Origin of the sequence: Lacticaseibacillus absianus, from assembly GCF_013407595.1 — a bacterium.
Taxonomy (GTDB): Bacteria; Bacillota; Bacilli; order Lactobacillales; family Lactobacillaceae; genus Lacticaseibacillus; species Lacticaseibacillus absianus.
This window is the reverse complement of record NZ_JABEKX010000001.1, coordinates 474570-493294: the sequence shown is the minus strand read 5'-3', so window position 1 is coordinate 493294 and position 18725 is coordinate 474570. Positions and strand designations below refer to the sequence as shown.

Here is an 18725-nt window from a genome sequence, read left to right as displayed (position 1 = left end):
AAAAATTTTTCAGTCCTTGGTTAGAGGTGTTTCCAGCTTCTTGACACTACTCGCCCGGAATCTAAATGCGCCCTTCCTTCCTCTCGATTCGGAAAGAAAAAGGAAATCTTCTAAACGTCGCCATGAAGATGACTCATACTGATCCGCCCCCGCGCCCGCAGATGGCGCGGGGGTTCTTTATTGCCATTCGCTAGCGAGTGGCAATGCTTTTAAGATCGTTTCGCGAAGCGGAATCGGGCTGCCCTTGATCTTGATTTTGGGGGAATCCAAAGAGGCGGCGGAGCCCCCTTTTGGCAAGCGGCGAGGGCAGACAATGCGAAGCATTTGTCTAGCACTCGCACTGCCTGCCATCATAGTGGGATATGTTAGATCGGTTGTGAGCGAAGCGAGCAATTAGGCTTACATATCCTTGGTGCCAGGGCGACCGAATAGGGAGCGCTGACGCTATACAACGAGGTGGTTTCACCATGACGGAAGACCGAAAAAACGTCAGTAAAAAGCAAATCAATTTCCGGCTCTCAGAAGCCGAGTTTAAGAAACTTTCGGCGTCCTCTTCAACCCTGGGCATGACCTTAAGCGCCTACGCCAAATCTCTTGCCGCGAAGTCGCGATTGGTGCAACCCAAGTTTGATCACGAAACCGGCGTGCAGGAAAACCTCGCTCTGCGCCGACCGGGCACGAACCTGAACCAGCTGACCCACAAAGCATACGCTCCCTCGCCAGCGCGGTACGCATGAACGACTGTAAGCTTCAACTCTTTTGTGTAGTGTTGGTTACGCCGTGTCTCCTCAAGACCTCCGATGCCGTCACGCGCATAGCGGACCGACCATGTCGCAAAGGTAGCTTTGCCAATCCCATGTTGCCGTGCAAAAGTTGTTCGAGGCAAATTGGACTGATGAAACGCTTCTAAAAATGCGAGCTTCTCAGCTGCCGAGTACTTAGATCTGGGCATACAAATATCCCTCCATGACTATCAGATGAATTATGACATTTCATCCGATAACCATGAAGGGATTATCGCAACGGCACGCGCCGTGTCCTGAAGCCCTGTTTATGTGCCCACGGTCAGCTGGTGGCGCCGCGCGCGCGACCCGCCAGGTACAACCGCGTCAAGTTAGCAGCGGTCGTGGTCAGATCAGCGGCCGTATCGCGAACGGCGGCCTCGAGCGTCTTGGCCCCGGACGCGATCGCCACGATCGCATCGAACGGGCCCACAGGTGCGTAGAGCGCCTCGATCTCATCGCCCACCTTGCCGGCGAGCCCCACCACGGTGGCCTGCGGTGCGACCCGGCGGACCGCCTGAGCCACCCCGTACGGCGTTTTGCCGAAGCGCGTCTGAAAATCGAGCGCCCCTTCGCCGGTAAAGACCAGGTCCGCGTCGGCCGCTAGTGACTCAAAGTGGCTCGCGTTCAGGACCATCTCGACGCCAGGGCGCAGCGTTGCGTTCGTGAACGCCAGTAACCCGGCGCCACACCCACCAGCCGCCCCGGCACCCGGCCGCGCGGCGATCGGGCGCCCCAGCGTCGCGGTGACGACGGCCGCGTATTGCGCCAAGGCCTCATCCAGCTCCGCGACCATCGCCGGCGTCGCGCCTTTTTGCGGGCCAAACACGGCAGAGGCCCCATTCGGTCCGACTAAGGGGTTCGTCACATCGCTGGCGAGGATGAAGGTCGCCTGGCCGACCCGCGGATCTAGGGCGGTGCAGTCGATCGTCGCCAGATGCCGCAGCGCGGCCCCGCCAAGCGGTAACAGCTGACCCTGTGCGTCGTAAAAGCGCACCCCAAGCGCCTGCGCGATCCCGGCGCCGCCGTCGTTCGTGCCACTGCCCCCCAGCCCGACAATGATCGTCTTGGCCCCGCGGGCCAAGGCGTCTTCGATCAGCTCACCGGTCCCCAGGCTTGACGCTAACCGCACATCACTGGTCGGCGTCATGAACTGGATCCCACTGGCGGCGGCGACCTCGATCACGGCGACTTGACCGCCTTCGAGCAGCCCGTAGCTCGCAGCCGTCTGCGGCCCGTACGGCGAGTGGACTTGGCAAGTCACCCGCTGACCCTGCCGCGCGGTCACCAGCGCATCAACAGTCCCTTCCCCACCGTCCGCCATTGGCACGCAGACTGGCGTGAGTGCAGGCAGGACCTGACGGACACCGCGGCTGATCGCCGCCGCCACGTCTGGCGCGCTCAAGCTCCCTTTGAATGAATCCGGCGCAATCACAACTTTCACGTTTGCTTCTCCTATCTGACGAATGCTTGCAGGACTTTGGCGGGGGCCGACCCGGCGTTGATCACGCGCACATCCCCGCACGCAGCCGGAATGATGAAGGTCTCGCCGTAGTGGATCGTGACCGGCGGAAACGCCTGATCGACCGCCTGGAGCGTGATTGCAGTGCCTTCGACGAGGTTCAACATGTTCACGGTCCCGGTGTGCGGCAGCGTGATCTGCTCAGCGAACGTATGCCGCCGAGTCTCGATGAACTCTAAGTCGCTTAGGCCGGTGCGCTCAACGTGTTCCGCTTGCGTCGTCGGGAGTGCGGTCTCAGGTGAAAACAGGTGCGCCTGGGCGTAGCTCGTGTTGAAGCGCGTGTCGACATTCTGGCGGCCGTGCGCCAGGTGGATCGGGCGCGGTCGACCGTCCAGCCCCAGTCGACCCCAATCCCACAGCTTGAAGGTGAAGAGGTACGGCGTCGCACTGATCTCCAAGACGACGGCATCGCGCCCGCCGCAGTGGATCGTGCCAGCCGGGATGGAATAGTGATCATGGGCTTTGACCGGGAAGCGGTTGACGAACTGGGTATCGTCGAACCCGGCCTGCGGATCCGCCTGCGCCTGCGTCAGCGCCTCGAACAGCGCGGCCTTGTCGACGCCATCTTTGACGCCCAGGTAGATCGACGCATCGGGCCCGGCGGCCATGATGTAGTAGCTCTCGTTTTGGGTGTACGCCATCCCGAACTCGGACTGAATATAGCCGACTTTGGGGTGCACCTGCAGGCTGAGGTTGCCCCCGCCCATCGTGTCCAGATAGTCGAAGCGGATGGGGAATTCGGCGCCGAAGCGGGCGTAGACTCGCTCCCCAAGCAGCGCCAGTGGCCGCTCGTGGACCAAGTCGATCGCCGGTAGCTCGAAGCGCGCATTGGCCAATTCGAACAGCACGCTGTTCTCCTCAGGCACGCCATCGAAGGCCCAGCCGTAGTTCGGGGTCTGTGGGTCTAGCCCGAAGTGCGTCTTCATCCACTGGCCGCCCCATGGGCTCTGATCAAAGTACGGGACCAGGCGAAATGGACGGGTGACCGCCGCTGTTTTAAGGCGTTCACAGGTCGCCTGTGCGACCATGACCCAGCGTTCGTTCGTCGTCGCGTCGATCTGGTAATCGATCTGCGCTTGCAGCGCAGATTTTTGCCGGTCGGCGATGCGCCACTCGAAGAAGTAACCGCGCTTGACCTTCTTGAGCTGATCTGGCTCGGGCGCGGCCGCTAACCAGTTGTTCAACCCCTTGCGAAACCGCTTCTGGATCTCCCAGCGCGTGATGTTGACATACACCAGACAGTCCCACCGTGGCGCGACCAGACTCGCCCCGACGCCGTAGACGACGACCAGGCCCTCGGCCGCCGCGATCGCCTGACGGGCAGCGGCAATGGCGGCCTGATCAAAATAGTCCGCCATCTTGGCGTGCGTCATCAGGCCGAACACGCGGTCATCCGTCAATGTGGGGGCCAGCGCGGCCGAGACGACCGCCGGGGCCAGCGTACACTCGGCCGCATCGATCAGCAGTGCTGGGTGCAACTGGTCCTCGACCTGCTGACGCAGGCGGGCGAGGTCGACTCCGGGGTAACACTCGAGACATAAGATCTGATCTGGGCCAAGCTGGTGAGCGAGAAGCGGCCACATGTCGTCACCGACTGTGGCCGTTTCCTGCTTCACCGCGATGACCGGGTGAAGCTCGTAAGTCATTGAAGTTCCTCCTTGTTCGTCGCAACTAACAGCGAGATGTAATCCTTGGCGGCTAATTCTGCCGGGACGTCGTCTGCGATCACCGCTTCATTCAGGTCCACGACTTTGAGCGCGGTGCGGGCGACACCAGTCAACGCGAGTGGCTGCGGCTGATCAGTCGGGTTGAAGACACGCACGACCGTGCCGCCCGCGAAGGCGGGCTTGATGGCACTGACGAACAGTGCCGAGTTGCGCAGTGTCAAGCCGGTGCTGACGGCCGGGGTCGCGGTCCCAAGGGCTGGGACTTGGAACCGGTCGATCCGGTGCTCGAACGAATTCAAGCCCTGCACCTGGTAGGCGACCACATGCGTCTCGAATGCCTCTGAGCGCGCGAACAAGCGTTGCGGATCCGCCGGGCCGGCGGTGTACGCCACGAAGTAATCGAAGGTCATCGCCTGTTGCATCTGCCCGTCCGGGGTCGTCACGACCTTGTTGTTGATGCCCGACGCCCGCCCTGGCCGCCACGCAAGGTCATCGCGGCCCAGCAGGCCGTTGCTCCGAAACAGCGTCAGCTCGAACGTGTGCGTCGCCGGGAGCACCTGATATTCCTTGAGCATCCCGGTGTGCAGGCTGAACGTCCGGGTCGCATCTGCGGTGCCGGCGACTGATTCGAACGGGTAGATCGCCATCGGCTTCTCGACGAACCCTTCTTCCCGCCAAGTGGCCAGGTGAGGGTTCTCACTCGCCCGTTGCATCAGGCTGTACCCTTGATCGCCGAAGTTCGTCGTGCAATCCGCGACGTCGGTCTGCCAGTCAACGACCACCCGGTGATCCTTGACGTGGTTATCGATCGCGTGGTGGACCCGGATGAAGTCCTCCCCCAGCCGCAGGGTCAGGGTGGTCGAGACCGTGAACGGGACTTGGGTCGCCCCGCGTGCCTGGCCATCCAGCCCTGCGGGTAACGTGGTCGTATGGGCCACCGTCATCGTCTGCTCGGTCGCGCTGCGCGTCACCGATACCAGCCGCGCGGCGTCGAGCGTCAGCGGCTGATCCCCCGGAAGCGGCGAATAGTCGAAGGAGTCGCCATAATCGGCCGTATCGTTGAACGTGAAGGCAGCAGGGATCAGCCGACCAGCCGCGGTCGTCACGTCGATCCGCCCGTCAATGAACGCGATCCGGTAAGCGTCATTGACGATCTCGGTGTCTGGCGTGTCTGTCACCTGGTCGCGCTGCACCGCCGTGCCTGCCTGTACCTGAAGCGTGACGTAGCCCAGTGCGGGCAGCGTCAGCGGCGCGATCAGCAGCTCGCTGCGGTAGTAATTCGGCACATCGACCTCTTGTTCACCCGCCGCGGTCACGATCACCTTGCGGCCACCGTTCAGCTCCGCTTGCTGGGTCAGCGTGTACGGCACAACTTGGCCGTCTTGGCCCAGCAGCGTGAATGCAGGGGTCGCGGTGAACACCACCGCGGTGACAGCTTCGTGACGTTCCCGCGCGCTAGTATTGAACACTAGCAGCGGTGCCGGCACCTGACTGCCTGAGCCGATCTTGCGCTCGATCAGGTTGATCAGATCCAGGATTTGGCGTGACGCACTGGTCAGGCGATCGATGATATCTTGGTTGACGGGATCTGAGTTCGACGCCCCGATCCCGTTGTGCGCCTGACTCTTGAAGACCTTGAGCCAGATCTCATCCATCCACTTGGCGGGCACCGTGACGCCGAAGCGCCGACCGATGGCGATCATCGGTTCGAGCACATGGAGCAGCTGGTCTTCGACCTGCGCATTCAACTGCTTGATGTCGTAGCGCTCCGAGCGGCAGGTGTTGTGGATCCGAGACTTTTGCCCGGCGATCAGCTCGCCTTCGATGGTCGGATAGTCCTGGTGCTCTGTCCAGGCAGCAGCCATGAAGGTCTCATAGTCGCTCAGCTGAAAATGGTAATCCGGCAACGTCTGATTCAGCGCGGCCACCGTCTCCGGGAAGGCCGTATTGATCAGGACCTGATCGCCGCCCGAAGGCAGTAGGATGCTGGTCGTCGCCTGGTTGCGCGCGCTCAGGGCCGCCAGGATCGGCGCTAGCCGCTCCTTGACGTAGTCCGGTTCCGTGCTGAGGAACTTGCCGGGGCCGTAGCCAAAGAAGATATTGTTCGTCGGGATCGACTCCCCGTTAGGCGCGACCCAGGTGAAGTTCAGCTGCGCTTGGACCTGGTCATTATACACGCCGCGCTGAAACACCGAGTAATCCAACCCGAAGCGGCGGTAGATCGACGGCAGATACGCGTGTTGGCCGAAGATATCTGGCGCGTAGCCGATGTTCATGACATGACCGAGCGCCCGCGCCGAGCGGATCCCGTAAGCGAGGTTGCGGATCAGCGATTCCGTCGTGCCCAGCAGCGCATCGGCCTGTGTGTACCACGGGCCGATGAACAACCGGCGTGCCGCGACCAGCGCTGCCACCCGGCCGCGGTTCTCTGGCCGGATGCTCAAGTAACGATCGATCACCGATGACTGGCCGTCGAAGGTGTAACACGTGAAGTCCGGACGCTGCTCCAGAGTGTTGATCAGATAATCCAGGTTCTCCACCAGGATGATATCTGCATCTTCATGGGTAAAATACCACTCATGGTCCCAGTGTGAATGTGCAACGGCATAGACTTCTTTAGACATAATTGACTAACTCCCTACTTACCTTGCTTGGCTTCCTTACGCTTGATCAGCGCGAAGCGGACAAAAACGTTAGCTAATGCGATGAACCCGACCCCGACGATGATCCCGAGCAGGTAGGCCGGGAAGTTCTCGACCAGCGGCCAGCCCCAGATCGCCGGCAGTGGCAGCCACTGAACGGCGCCTAGCAGGACGGCGGTGACGGAACCCAGCGACGCCCCGATCATGTTGATCGGGATCGTGATCAGCGGGTTCTGGAGCGCGAATGGGATCGCGCCTTCACCGATCGCCAGGAACCCGAGCAGCAGTGAGGTCCGCCCGGTCACCCGCAGGTTTTCATCGAAGACCCGGCGCCCAACGACGTACTTGTCGATGATCGTCGCCAGACCAACCCCGATCGGTGGGATCACGATCGCCAAAACGCGCGGCGTCAGCGGGAAGACCTTATCTGCCGCCATCCCGATCGCGACGGCACCGGCCGCTTTATTCACCGGCCCACCGAGGTCAAACGCAGTCAGGCAGGAGATGATCACAGACAAGACGACATTACCGGAATCCTGATACTTGACCACCGTCTGCTGGAGCCACTGGTTCAGCCCACCGAACACGGGATCGACCAGGAAGTAGTTGACGAAGAAGACCGCCAGGATCGAGAGGCCAGAAATGATCAGCATCGGCTTCATCGCAGACAGGTTCTTGGGCAGGTGGATCTTATCGCGCAGGAACTTGCAGACATAGCCGACCACAGCGCCGAGGATCAAGGCACCGAAGAACCCGGATGGGACCCCGGTCGTGATGCCCCAAAGCGTGTTGTGCAAGCCGGCGGCAAAGGCCCCACCGACGAACCCAGCGGCTAAGCCTGGTCGATCCGCGATCGAATACGCCATGAAGGCGGTGAAAACGGGGTACATGAAGGTCATCGTGAACGACCCGGTCAGTGCGATGAAGTGCAGGATCCGCACGATCTGGTTCGGGTTCGTCGCCATCGCGGCATCGGAGATCGTCTTGCTCAACCCGAAGGCACTTGCGCCGATCTGACCGATCCCGATCATGATCCCGGCTGCGACCAGCACGGGGATCATGTAGGAGATCCCGGTCATGACCGCCTGCATCAAGGTGCTCCCGACGGACTGCTTTTTCTCCACGTCGACAGGCACGGTCGTCGCCCCGTCGGCTTCGACCTCCCCGTCTGGGTTGGTCAACACGCGGTCGATCAAGCCAGCCGCGTCCTTCAGTGGTGCGGCGACTTTGACCTGGACGAATGGCATGCCCTCGAAGCGCCCCTTCTCCTTGGCGGCGATATCCGTGGCGAAGATGATCCCGTCAGCGGCCTTGATCTCCGCTGGGGTGATCGCATCTTCGATCCCGTTAGCCCCTTGCTTCTCGACCTTCATCTCGACACCCAGGGTCGCGGCGGCTTTTTGGAGCGCCTCGGCCGCCATGTAGGTGTGCGCGATCCCAGTCGCGCATGCGGTGATCGCCAGCAGGTGCTTGCCCGACGTCGCGAGCTGCGGCGTCGCGGTCTGCTTCACCTGCTGCAGCGCGGCCAGCACAGCGGCCGGGGATTGCGCCGCCTTGATCGCGTCCACGAAGGCCGGATCCATCAGTTGTGTGCTCAACTGGGACAAGATCTTCAGGTGGCTGTCCCCCGCCTGATCTTCCGGTACGGCGATCAAGAAGACCGCTTCGACCCGGTTGGCCTCATCGATCGACGGCCAGTCGTTAGGCTGCAACGGTGTCTTCAGCGTGGCGATCGCCAGCTGTGGCGTCTTGACGGTCGCGGACTTGCCGTGCGGGATCGCAAAGCCGTTATCCATCCCGGTCTGCGAGATCTGCTCGCGGGCCTCGACGGCGCGCCGAAAAGCGGCGGCATCAGTGATGACCCCCTGATCGGCAAACGCGGTGATCAGGTGATCCAAGATTTCTGTTTGCGTCGTCCAAGGCTGATCGACAAAGATCAGTGCTTGGCTCGTGATCTGACTAAGATCCATAGTTTTTCCTCCAGTATTAGTGGTGATCGACTTTGACCCAGGCGCACCCGTACGGTGGCAAGGTGAGCGTGCCGGTAACGGCACGGTCCTGGATCAGTTCGCGTCCGGTCGGGACGTCGACAGTCTGTGGTGTGGCAGTGATATTGGTCAAGCAGACGATCGGCGCGGCCCCTGCCGCGGTCCGTTCGAGGCGAACGACCGCCGCCGGGCTCGGCTGCACCGTCTGGGTGCCGTACGGTGAAAACGCAGGCTCCTGCTGGCGGATCCGGATCAGCTGGGTCAGCCCGTCAAACACGCGCTGACGGAACCCAGGCTGGCGGATCGCGGCCAGCAGCGGCTCAGCTTGCAGGCGTTCACGGTTGATCTGCCGGTTGTCACCCGTGCGCGCCACCGCGGCTTGATCGCCGCGGGAGCCGAACAGCGAGTGGTAATAGATCGCCGGGACCCCGACAAGCGATAGCTGAATGTGGTGCGCAGCGATCAAGCGCTGTGCCGCGAGTGAATCCGAGTCACCCGGCTGGCGCAGGGCATCGCCGTAGTTGATGTTGAGTTCGTAGACTGAGCGGCTCCCGTCTGGGTTCGTCTTGTACGAGACGCGCCCGCCTTGTGCCAGGGTATTCGCCGCAAGCGCCTCGCGTTGCGCATCGGTGAGCAGTGTTTCGACCGGCCGCATCCCGATCCCGTCATGGGACGCCAGGAAGTTGAAGTAGGTCGCCCGGTCACTCGGCAGCGTCAGGGTCTTGGCCCAGTCCTTGAAGACGGTTGCATCGCCGCTCAGGAACGTGTGTAGCAATAGTGGTGGCAGTGGGAACTGGTAGACTTGATCCGCCTCGTCATCCCCGTGGCCGAAGTAACTGATATTCTCAAGGTACGGGACATTCGTCTCAGTGATGATCTGGGTGTGCGGCGCGTACCGTTGCAACAACGTGTGCCAGAGCCGCACGATCTCATGCGTCTCGGGCTGGTGCATACACGTGGTCCCTGACGTCTTCCACAAAAATCCGATCGCGTCGAGGCGGATCGAGGCAGCGCCGCGCTGCGCGAAGTCCAAGAGGACCTGCGTGAGCCGCACCAGCATCTGCGGATCCTGCACGTTCACATCGATCTGATCTCGGCTGAACGTCGTCCACACCTTGCGCGCCGCCCCGCTCGCATCTGAAAACTCATGAAATAATGGCGTGGTGCGGGGGCGCGTCACGTGGCTGACATCAAACTCGGGGGTCGCTTCGATGAACGCGTGGCGAAATGCGGGCACATTGGCTAAGAACTGCTGGAACCAGGGATGAGACGCGGAGACATGGTTGGCCACAAAATCGAACATCAGCCGGTAATGCCGGCGCAAGGTCGCGATGTCCTGCCAATCCCCTAAGTGGGGATCGATCGTCGTATAATCCGTGACCGCGAAGCCATCGTCAGACGTGTAGGGGAACATCGGCAGGATGTGCACGTCTGTGATCAGCCCCGCCAAAGTCTGCTGGAGCACGTGGTCCAGGGTCGCCAGCGGGTGCTGGCCGGGGGTCTGAAACGCATCACCATACGTGATCAGATAAACGTTCTGGGCGGTCAACGGGGCGACGGGTTCAAAATCCGCCGGGCGGTAATCCGCCAACAACGTATCAAAATACGTCTCTGCCTGTGCCCGCGTCGCCGCGTCGTGGTATATTCTTTCTAAGTGCTCCGCTACTGATTTATCAAGCACCGGCACTCACCTCGCTACCCTTTAAAATTAACTATCCATATATGAACAGACTATTTATAGCATTTAAAACGGTTGCATGTAGTTCATAATCCGTATAATTATACGCAAGGAGGCCGCCATGGGCGCCATCGAAGAATCGTTCGCTTCACACATCGCACAGTTGTCCGAGACCGAGAAATATGTCTTCTACTACATCGACGAGCACCCCTCGACCGTGCGCGAAATGACGCTGTCGGAGTTGGCGACGAAGCTGTCGACCTCCAACACGACCGTCATCCGCATGACCAAGAAGCTGGGCTTGTCCGGCTACTCCGAGTTCAAGTACATGGCCGAGCGGATCACCAGCCGCACGCAGTTCATCCCGCAACAAGACTTGCTCGCTCAGTTTCGGTTCTACTTCGAGCGTCTGTTCGACAGCGTGAACCTCGAAAAATTGGAGCAGATGGCCAAGAAGATCCGGCTCGCCCCGACGGTGTACATCGTGGGCGTCGGTCTGACCAAGCCGATCGCGGAGTACATCGCCAAACGCTTCTTGCAGCTCAACAAATCGACGCTGTACACCTATGAATACCACATCATCGAGCTCATCCCCACCTTCACCAAGCCCAACGACATCATCTTGTTCCTGTCGATGAGTGGGGAAACGCACACGATCATCCAAGCAGCGCGCAAGATGCGCTACATCGACAACGTCGCCTTATTCGCGATCACCAACAACGGGCAGAGCAGCCTCGCGAAGATGATGGACATCAGCCTCAGCTCCGACATCCCGACGAATGTCTATGAGAACTACGACATCACCTCGCGCTCCTTCATCATGGTGCAAGCCGACCTGCTGATCGAGACCTACCTGAGCCTGTTTTTCAAGGACCTGACCAACCGGCGCCCACAGCTGCCCGACTGACCCCACCGCATGACCGCAAACGCGCCGGCCGCGTCGCATTCCTCATCGAATGCTGACGTGGCCGGCGCGTTTGCGCCCGGCGCCTCACAGGAACAAGGCGGCCAGATTATTCAAGAAGTGGAGTCCGATCGAGTACCGCAGGTCCCCTGTCACCGCGTACACCGCGGTGAACACCGCCCCCAGCCCCGTGTAGATCAACAGGTTCAGCGGGTCGGTGAACCCGGTATGCGCGAGGCCGAACAGCAGCGCGCCGATCGCCCCGCTGAGCCAACGCCAGCGTGGCTGATCCTGGTGCGGGAAGCTATGCATCAGGAGCCCCCGGAAGGTCAGCTCCTCCACCGGCGGCGCGCCGACCACCGTGATCAGCACCATCGGTAGCGGCGCCTGACGCATCAGTGCGATCAGATCCGTCTGGTTCTCGGCCTCCGGGGTCCAGTGCCACTGGATCATCAGGGTCGACAGCCACTGCAAGGCGATCAAGGCGCCGACCGCCGCCAGCAGGATCCAGGCGGTGCGCCTGGTGAAGCGCCGGATACCGAAGTGTTGCGACTGGTCGGCCTGGAGCCAGCGCTGATACACAATGCTGACGAACCAGATCAGGCCGCCGAACGCCACGGTGAACAGCAGCGCGTTGAATAGCGTCGACTGCGGCCCAATCATGCTCGGCACGAGCACGATCGCGGTGATGAGCTGGTAAGCGAAGAAGATCGCAGCCACGATCAGCCCGCGCCCTAAGAAGCGTTTGAAATTCACGGTGTCACGTCCTTTGTCTATCCAATACGCCCATGATACCACGTTCCTTGGCGCCGGGCATAATCACTAATCTTGCGAAAAATACACAAAAAAAGAGGCCCTCAAGGCCTCGTCGATGCCGTCTACTGGATTCGAACCAGCGACCTCATCCTTACCATGGATGCGCTCTACCTACTGAGCTAAGACGGCATTCCGTGGTTGTTTAACCAAAAACAACTGCCCAATCAATATACAATATTTCCGCATATCGTGCAACCCTTCGGGCCAAAAAAGTTCCCGCCTGCTTAACTTTGGCCCTGCCATTCGGCCGTGAATTCCGCAAGAAAATCCAGCATCACCTGCTGGCGATGTGCCGCGATGCGCTTGGCGGCTGGCGTGTTCATCTGCGCGGCAAGCGTCAGGAGCTTCTCGTGAAAGTGGTTGATGATCGTGCTCTCCTCGTTGCGGTAAGTCGCAGCGGTCAACGCGGTCCGCGGCGGCAGCGCCGGGTCGTAGAGCTTGCTGGCGTGAGCCCCGCCGTACATCATCGTCCGGGCGATGCCGATCGCCCCGATCGCATCGAGGCGATCGGCGTCTTGCACCAGCTGGCCTTCAAGGCTCAGGACCTGATGGCCGGCCAGGCTGTGCTTGAAGCTCATGTGGTCGATGATGGTCAGGATCGCCGTCTGCTCGGTCGCACGCAACCCCGCCGCTGTCATCGCCGCCTGGGTCGCCGCCTTGGCGGCCGGAACGTCGGCGACGAGCTTATCGTCATAAGTGTCATGGAGCATCGCGGCAGCGACCGCGACGCGCGCATCCGCTTCTGGCGTCTGCGCCAAGAGGGTCCGCGTCGTCGCCACGACGCGCTGGATGTGGTCCAGACTGTGGCCGCTCGCGTCGGCCGCCAGCACGCGCTGAACGTGCGCCATCAAGATCGTTTCTTCCGTCATGTGTTCACTCCCTGCCCACCGGGCATATTCCTTGTGCCGACGCGGGTCGACTCGATACAATTTGACTAGAGACACAAACCAAGGAGGCCCGCGATGAAATTCAAACATTTGCAGATGAACCAGACGCTCAACCAGTTCAACCGACTCAGTCAACCGTCGGCCGATGCTAGCCGCGCCTTGTCACAGCAAAATCTGCTGTTCTGGCTGGCCGCTGAAGAGACCCCCCAGACGCCCACAGCGCTGGCCGAGGCGATGGATCTGACCAAAGCCGCGATCACTAAGATGATCAATCCGCTGGTCGACGAGCACCTGGTGACCAAAACACCCGACCCACTGGACAACCGCAGCTTCACGCTAGATCTGACCGAAGCGGGCAAGCAGGAGGTCCGCGACCTGGCGGATACCTACTTCAAACCGATGCGCGCGCTGCGCGACGGGCTCGGCGCGCACAAGTTCGACCAGCTGATCGGCCTGCTCGAGCAGGCCAACCGGGTCCTGATGGGTGAGTCGATCGATCCGGACGACTGCGATCACTGCCGCACCACCGCGCGCGCCAACGTCAGGATCCCCTGATCACACCGCTAGCCGTCGCCGCTTGTCGGCGGCGGTTTTTTTGGCGTGGCGCGCCCGCGTGTTATCATAAGGGCGTCTGATCGATCTTGACTGAAGGAAGGCTTCTCAATGAATGATGCCACGATTCCCACCAAAATAAAAGTCCGCGGTGCCCATGTGAACAACTTGCGCCACCTCGACGTCGACATCCCCTTGCACCAACTGGTCGCGATCACCGGCCGCAGCGGCTCTGGCAAATCCTCGCTGGCCATGGGCGTGCTCTACGCCGAAGGGATGCGCCGCTATGTCTCGGCGCTGTCCACCTACACGCGCCGTCGCCTCGGCCAAGTCGGCCACGCGGCGGTCGACCACATCGAACACATCCCCAGCGCGATCGCCTTACGCCAGCGGCCAACGGTCCCCGGCATCCGCTCGACCGTCGGGACCACCACCGAGGCGCTGAACGTGCTCCGGTTGATGTTCTCGCGCCTCGGCTCGCCGCGCTGTCCCAACGGTCACCAGCTCCCACCGACGCTGGCGATCGCCCACCAGATGGACACGGCCGGCAAAGACGCGACCCTCACCTGCCCCGTCTGCGGCGTTGAGTTTCCACTGCTCGGGGCGGAGTCGTTCGCCTTCAACTCCGTCGGGGCGTGTCCGACCTGCGACGGCACCGGCCAAGCGAAGACGCTCGCCGTCGATCGGCTGATCCCAGATCCGCAGCTGACGATCCGCGACGGGGCGGTCGCGTCGTGGCGGCTCCCGGGGCGCAACTTCATGCCGATCGTGGCGCAGTACGCCGGGATCGACATCGACACGCCGTTCGCTCAACTGCCACCGGCCCAGCAGGAATTCGTCTGGCACGGGCCCCGTGAGCACTATGCGATCAACATCCCGGCCAAGACCGGCAAAGTGTTTCACATGGACAACGCGGTCTACGAGAACGCCTTCAACGCGGTCCTCGATTCGATGGCGACCACGACCAACGAGCGTGCGATCGCCCGCCTGGAGCGCTTCTACCGCTTCGATGTCTGCCCGACCTGCCACGGGACCCGGTTCGCCCCCGAGCTACTCGGCCAGCTGCTTCGAGACCAGAACATCGCCCAAGTGTCCGCGATGTCCCTAGCCGCCCTGCAGGCCTTCATTCCGCGCGTGTTGACCTGGTTGCCCGCAGACATGCAGGCGCTGGGGCAAGACCTCACCCGTGAGCTGACGCAGATCCTCACCCCCCTGATCGACCTCGGGTTGAATTACCTGAGCCTCGATCGCGCAGGCGCGAGCCTGTCCACCGGTGAGTTGCAACGGATCCAGCTGGCCCGCACGCTCCGCACGCAGACGACCGGCGTGCTGTACGTCCTCGACGAGCCATCCATCGGCCTGCACCCCGCCAATGTGCAGGGCCTCCTGACCGTGATGCGCGGCCTGGTCACACAGGGCAACTCCGTGATCGTGGTCGATCATGATACGGCGATCATCGAGGCCGCCGATGAGGTGTTGGAGATCGGCCCCAGTGCCGGTGCCGCCGGGGGCCAGTTGATCAATCAGGGGCCCCCGGCGGCGCTGGCGGCCGCCGATGACTCGCTGATCGGCCCTTACCTCAGCGGCCGCGCCGAGCTCGTCGTGCGGCCGACCGCACGGCGGGCGCATGTCACCGCCGACCAGACTTTCGGGCTGACCGTCACCGACCGGTTCAACCTGCATGGGCTGTCAGTCCGCTTTCCGGTCAACCAGCTGTCAGTCGTCAGCGGCTTCTCCGGCGCCGGCAAATCGACCCTGGTCTTTGACGCCTTAGTCCCGGCCTTGACTGCGACCAAGGCCGCCCCGGCGCCGGCGTTCGTCCGCGACCTAGTGCGCGGCGGCCTGCGGCGGGTCGTGGCGATCGATGCCGCACCCGTCGGCAAGAACGCCCGCTCGACGGTCGCGACCTACACCAAGATCCTCGACCGGCTGCGCGTCCTGTTCGCTGCCTTGCCCGCCAGCCAGGCGCGCGGCTACACCGCCAGCCACTTCAGCTATAACGTCGCCGCCGGGGCGTGCCCGACCTGCGGCGGAACAGGCCAGATCAGCCTCGACATTCAGTACTTGCCAGACATGCAACAAGTCTGCCCGACCTGCGGTGGCCGCCGGTACGCCCCCGCCATCCTCGAGATCCGCTGGCACGGCGACAACATCGCCGACCTGCTGGCGCTGTCTGTCGACGACGCGCTGCCGGTCTTCAGCGATCAGCCGGCCATTGCGGGCAGCTTGCAGACCCTGCACGACATGGGGCTGGGCTACCTCCACCTCGGTGAGCGCACCCCAGAGCTGTCTGGAGGCGAGGCCCAGCGCCTCAAGCTTTCCGCACACATGGGCCGCCAGCTCAAAGGGACGCTGTTCGTCTTCGATGAGCCAAGCGTCGGGTTGCACCCACTGGACGTGCGCACCCTGCTACAAGTTTGCCAACGCCTGATCGACGCTGGCGGCACCGTGCTTGCGATCGAACACGACCTCGACGTGCTCGCCAACGCGGACAACATCCTGGACCTTGGCCCGGAAGGCGGTAGCCGCGGCGGCCAGATCGTCGCCCAGGGCACACCAACAGAGGTGGCGGCAAGCGCGGGCCACACCGGTCGTTACCTGGCGGAACACCTCGCCCGCTTCAACGCCTAGACACACCAAAAAGCGCTAGATCGTGCAATCGCCGTCCTTGACGGGGCCGCCTCGATCTAGCGCTTTCGTCTGTCTTCAGTGGCGCCGCAGGGTCCGCACCAGCAGCCACCCGAGCACGCCGAGCGCCGCGACCGCAGCAGCGATCACCCCGCCACTTTGCCACCAAGCACGCTGCTGGCTTGCCTTGACTGACTCGGCAGTGCCCGCCGTGTAGGGAACGCGGTGACCGGAGACCAGCAGGCGGTGCGAGTTGATCCCGATCGGCGTGCACGTCATCAGCGTCGCACGGTCCTCCCCCTTGGTGATCGTCAAGGCGCGGGTGTCATCCGGCTCGATCGTCTGGATCTTGTCCACCTTGTAGGCGAGGTTCTGCTCCCCCACCGTGAAGATGAACAGCTGCCCCTTCTTGAGCTTGTGCAGCGTCGAAAACAGCGTCTTGCTCGGCACCCCGCTGTGCGCCGAGACGACCGTGTGAGTGCTCTTGCCGCCGCGGGGATAGCTCGTACCGGGCAGTACGACCGCCCCTGCCTGCAGCAGGGTCTCCGACACGGTGTCATAGAGTGGCAGGTTGACGAACAGCTTCGGGATGGTCACTGCGCCGATCAAGTGGTCGTCCAGCGCTTGGACCTGCTGGATCCCCTGCCCGGGCTCGGTGAACGCATCAGCTGTCGGGCGCATCCCGTACTTCGCCAGCTCCTTGTTGTACGCTTCTTGCGCCGCCTCAAGCTTGGCCGCATTCTCTGCGGCCAACTTCTCGTCACGCTGCACGCGGATGGCGACCGTCACCCGGTTGACTGCCTGGGCGACGAATGGGTAGGCGAACACGGCCAGCCCGGCAGCGAAGATCAAAAGCACGAGGATATCGGTCATTTTGCGCGGCTTGCGCTTAGCTGGTCGTGGTCGACCCATAGGGATGGCTCCTTTCTAGATGCGGCATGACGGTCACGCGACTGGGCGCGGCTTGCTACGACGAGACAAGATGCACTGAAGCAGACCGCCGTCACATGGCAGTCTGCTGGTCAGCGCATCACGTTATTGCGACCGTTCAGATCAAGCGCGACGCTTCTTGATCACGACTGCGGTCCCCATCGCGGCGGTCCCCATGATCAGGAACGCGGCGATGCCGGTCGACCCAGTGATCGGGAGCAGCCCGTCTTCTGGGGTGTTCTTGACTTCCGTCTTCTTGGTCTTGATGAAGGATTCACCCGCTTTACCCTTCGCAACGGTGAACTTAGTGGTCCCCGTCATCATCACGTAGCCATTCGGTGCAGCGGTTTCTTCCAGCTGGTAGTCACCCGACTTCAGCCCGTTGATTTGAAGCAGGCCATCGGTCCCGGAGGTGATCTGCGTGGCGTCCTTCTTGTCCGTGACCCACTCGATGTCTGACGGCGTGTAGAGGCCGCTTTCAACGACCCAGTCTTCCTGGACGCTCCCGTTAGCCGTGAACTGAGCATACTCGGTCGGCCGATTGTTAAGTTTACGCTTGATCACGAATTTCGCGCCGCTGAGCGCCGCACCGTCTTCAGAGTCGACCTTCTTGAACTTGTAGCCACCGGTCTCGATCTTCGGCGCGTTCGTCTCCAGGAGCTGGTCATCCAGCGCCACGGTGAACTTGTTCTGGTAGTCCTGCGATGGCGCCGCCTGGTCATTGATCACCATCTCATACTTGAAAGACAGCGACTTACCAGCCAGCTTCTTCACCAAGTCGCTCATCTTTGAATTGGTCAGATCGATCTCCAGCGTAAAGCCCGCGGGGTCGCTCTGCCGAGTCAACACTTGGGCGTCTAACAGTAGCTGCGTGATATCCTCGCTCCCCGCAAATACGGTCAGTGTTTTGAGATCCGTCCCAACGTGGGTCATCGTATCTTGGATCTTCAGGGTCGTATACTTGCTCAGGTCGACTGGAATGTGTGCCGTTGCCGTATAGTTGATGATCTCACCGACCTCAAAGTTGTACGCTTTGTGGTCTTCGGTGATCCCGCCCTTTTTATCCAACGCCTTGGAGATCCCTGAGTTCTTGACGTACAGATGCACCGTATCCAAATGCGTCTTCCCCTTCTTGATCGGGAACCCCGCAATGATCGGCAAGGATTGCAGCATGTTCTTGTTGCCTTCACTCTCTAATTCTTCGAACAGGTAAATGGCATACTTACCCGTTCCCGTCTTGGTCTCCATCCCGGTGAACGTGGCGATCCCTTTGCTAGTATCCCAGTTGCTCGTCGTCTGGATCCCTTTAGACGCAATCAGCTCACCGTACGTACCCTTCAACGCGTTCCAGTTGAGCGAAATGTAGTCGGCAATGGTCTCCTTCGTGACGGTTGGCCAGCCTGCTTGCCCGCTGTTCGCCAAGAGTGCATCGTACAGCGCGCGGATCTCGTAGCTCTGAAAATCGACATTGCCCAGTCCCGCGTCGGCGTTGTAACCCGTCAGGACTTGGCCAGTGTTCTGCTGCGCCGCCGTCGAGTTTTTCAGGAACTTCATCTTGTGGATCTTCATCGTGACGCTTTCCGGCAACTTGTCCTGATTCCCATGCACGATCTCAGTATCTGTCGCGCCGACTATGGTCGTCGTCATCGTGCTGAGCGTCGTCAGTGCCATGGTGCACGTCATCATGCTAGCCAGTGCTAGGCGTGTCAGTTTGGTGGCTTTCATCAAT

General features: G+C 61.6%; 13 protein-coding genes and 1 tRNA gene. 4 read left to right on the top strand and 10 right to left on the bottom strand.

Going from position 1 to position 18725, the window contains the following annotated elements:
• Positions 1–467 precede the first annotated feature (467 nt).
• Positions 468–737 carry a plasmid mobilization protein gene (locus HII33_RS01895; protein WP_179394104.1) on the top strand — a complete coding sequence of 90 codons (270 nt, stop codon included), beginning with the start codon at positions 468–470 and terminating at the stop codon, positions 735–737.
• A 328-nt stretch (positions 738–1065) separates the two neighbouring features.
• On the opposite strand, the gene HII33_RS01890 is transcribed toward HII33_RS01895, so the two are convergent.
• Genes HII33_RS01890 through HII33_RS01870 form a run of 5 tightly spaced genes read right to left on the bottom strand, consistent with a single transcriptional unit; the run spans position 1066 to position 10282 of the window.
• Positions 1066–2226: a glycerate kinase gene (locus tag HII33_RS01890; protein ID WP_179394103.1), complete on the bottom strand. Its 1161-nt coding sequence runs from the start codon at positions 2224–2226 to the stop codon at positions 1066–1068.
• A gap of 11 nt (positions 2227–2237) precedes the next feature.
• A complete protein-coding gene (locus HII33_RS01885; RefSeq protein ID WP_179394102.1) occupies positions 2238–3950 on the bottom strand; it encodes a class I mannose-6-phosphate isomerase in 1713 nt (570 codons plus the stop codon).
• A complete protein-coding gene (locus HII33_RS01880) occupies positions 3947–6595 on the bottom strand; it encodes a glycoside hydrolase family 38 N-terminal domain-containing protein (RefSeq protein ID WP_179394101.1) in 2649 nt (882 codons plus the stop codon). The genes HII33_RS01885 and HII33_RS01880 overlap by 4 nt, the downstream gene beginning before the upstream one ends.
• Before the next feature lie 14 nt (positions 6596–6609).
• The gene (locus tag HII33_RS01875) at positions 6610–8583 is read right to left on the bottom strand and encodes a fructose-specific PTS transporter subunit EIIC (RefSeq protein ID WP_179394100.1); all 1974 of its coding nucleotides are present in this window, start codon (positions 8581–8583) and stop codon (positions 6610–6612) included.
• A 16-nt stretch (positions 8584–8599) separates the two neighbouring features.
• On the bottom strand, positions 8600–10282 hold the full coding sequence (locus HII33_RS01870; protein WP_179394099.1) for an alpha-amylase family glycosyl hydrolase: 1683 nt from the start codon (positions 10280–10282) through the stop codon (positions 8600–8602).
• 118 nt (positions 10283–10400) lie between these two features.
• Between HII33_RS01870 and HII33_RS01865 the strand changes: the two genes are divergently transcribed.
• A complete protein-coding gene (locus tag HII33_RS01865; protein WP_179394098.1) occupies positions 10401–11186 on the top strand; it encodes a MurR/RpiR family transcriptional regulator in 786 nt (261 codons plus the stop codon).
• Between the two features lie 84 nt (positions 11187–11270).
• Here the strand turns inward: HII33_RS01865 and HII33_RS13935 are convergent, their stop codons facing one another.
• The 3 genes from HII33_RS13935 to HII33_RS01850 form a co-directional block, all read right to left on the bottom strand.
• Entirely contained in the window at positions 11271–11939 is a 669-nt protein-coding gene (locus tag HII33_RS13935; RefSeq protein WP_179394097.1) for a CPBP family glutamic-type intramembrane protease, read from the bottom strand.
• 116 nt (positions 11940–12055) lie between these two features.
• Positions 12056–12128: transfer RNA gene (locus HII33_RS01855), tRNA-Thr, on the bottom strand.
• A gap of 95 nt (positions 12129–12223) precedes the next feature.
• On the bottom strand, positions 12224–12868 hold the full coding sequence (locus HII33_RS01850) for an HD domain-containing protein (protein ID WP_179394096.1): 645 nt from the start codon (positions 12866–12868) through the stop codon (positions 12224–12226).
• Between the two features lie 93 nt (positions 12869–12961).
• On the opposite strand from HII33_RS01850, the gene HII33_RS01845 reads away from it, so the two are divergent.
• Complete coding sequence (locus tag HII33_RS01845; protein ID WP_179394095.1) at positions 12962–13441, top strand: MarR family winged helix-turn-helix transcriptional regulator; 480 nt, start codon at positions 12962–12964, stop codon at positions 13439–13441.
• 108 nt (positions 13442–13549) lie between these two features.
• Complete coding sequence (locus HII33_RS01840) at positions 13550–16069, top strand: excinuclease ABC subunit UvrA (RefSeq protein WP_179394094.1); 2520 nt, start codon at positions 13550–13552, stop codon at positions 16067–16069.
• 75 nt (positions 16070–16144) lie between these two features.
• Here the strand turns inward: HII33_RS01840 and HII33_RS01835 are convergent, their stop codons facing one another.
• Together HII33_RS01835 and HII33_RS01830 are read right to left on the bottom strand one after the other, a co-directional pair.
• Positions 16145–16978: a class C sortase gene (locus HII33_RS01835; RefSeq protein ID WP_179394093.1), complete on the bottom strand. Its 834-nt coding sequence runs from the start codon at positions 16976–16978 to the stop codon at positions 16145–16147.
• Positions 16979–17119: 141 nt separating this feature from the next.
• On the bottom strand, positions 17120–18721 hold the full coding sequence (locus HII33_RS01830) for a SpaH/EbpB family LPXTG-anchored major pilin (protein WP_179394092.1): 1602 nt from the start codon (positions 18719–18721) through the stop codon (positions 17120–17122).
• Positions 18722–18725: the final 4 nt, after the last annotated feature.

Coding starts and splice junctions, on each gene's coding strand:
- HII33_RS01895 (WP_179394104.1), top strand. CDS start 468: ATGACGGAAGACCGAAAAAACGTCAGTAAAAAGCAAATCAATTTCCGG.
- HII33_RS01885 (WP_179394102.1), bottom strand. CDS start 3,950: ATGACTTACGAGCTTCACCCGGTCATCGCGGTGAAGCAGGAAACGGCC.
- HII33_RS01880 (WP_179394101.1), bottom strand. CDS start 6,595: ATGTCTAAAGAAGTCTATGCCGTTGCACATTCACACTGGGACCATGAG.
- HII33_RS01875 (WP_179394100.1), bottom strand. CDS start 8,583: ATGGATCTTAGTCAGATCACGAGCCAAGCACTGATCTTTGTCGATCAG.
- HII33_RS01865 (WP_179394098.1), top strand. CDS start 10,401: ATGGGCGCCATCGAAGAATCGTTCGCTTCACACATCGCACAGTTGTCC.
- HII33_RS01850 (WP_179394096.1), bottom strand. CDS start 12,868: ATGACGGAAGAAACGATCTTGATGGCGCACGTTCAGCGCGTGCTGGCG.
- HII33_RS01845 (WP_179394095.1), top strand. CDS start 12,962: ATGAAATTCAAACATTTGCAGATGAACCAGACGCTCAACCAGTTCAAC.
- HII33_RS01840 (WP_179394094.1), top strand. CDS start 13,550: ATGAATGATGCCACGATTCCCACCAAAATAAAAGTCCGCGGTGCCCAT.
- HII33_RS01835 (WP_179394093.1), bottom strand. CDS start 16,978: ATGGGTCGACCACGACCAGCTAAGCGCAAGCCGCGCAAAATGACCGAT.
- HII33_RS01830 (WP_179394092.1), bottom strand. CDS start 18,721: ATGAAAGCCACCAAACTGACACGCCTAGCACTGGCTAGCATGATGACG.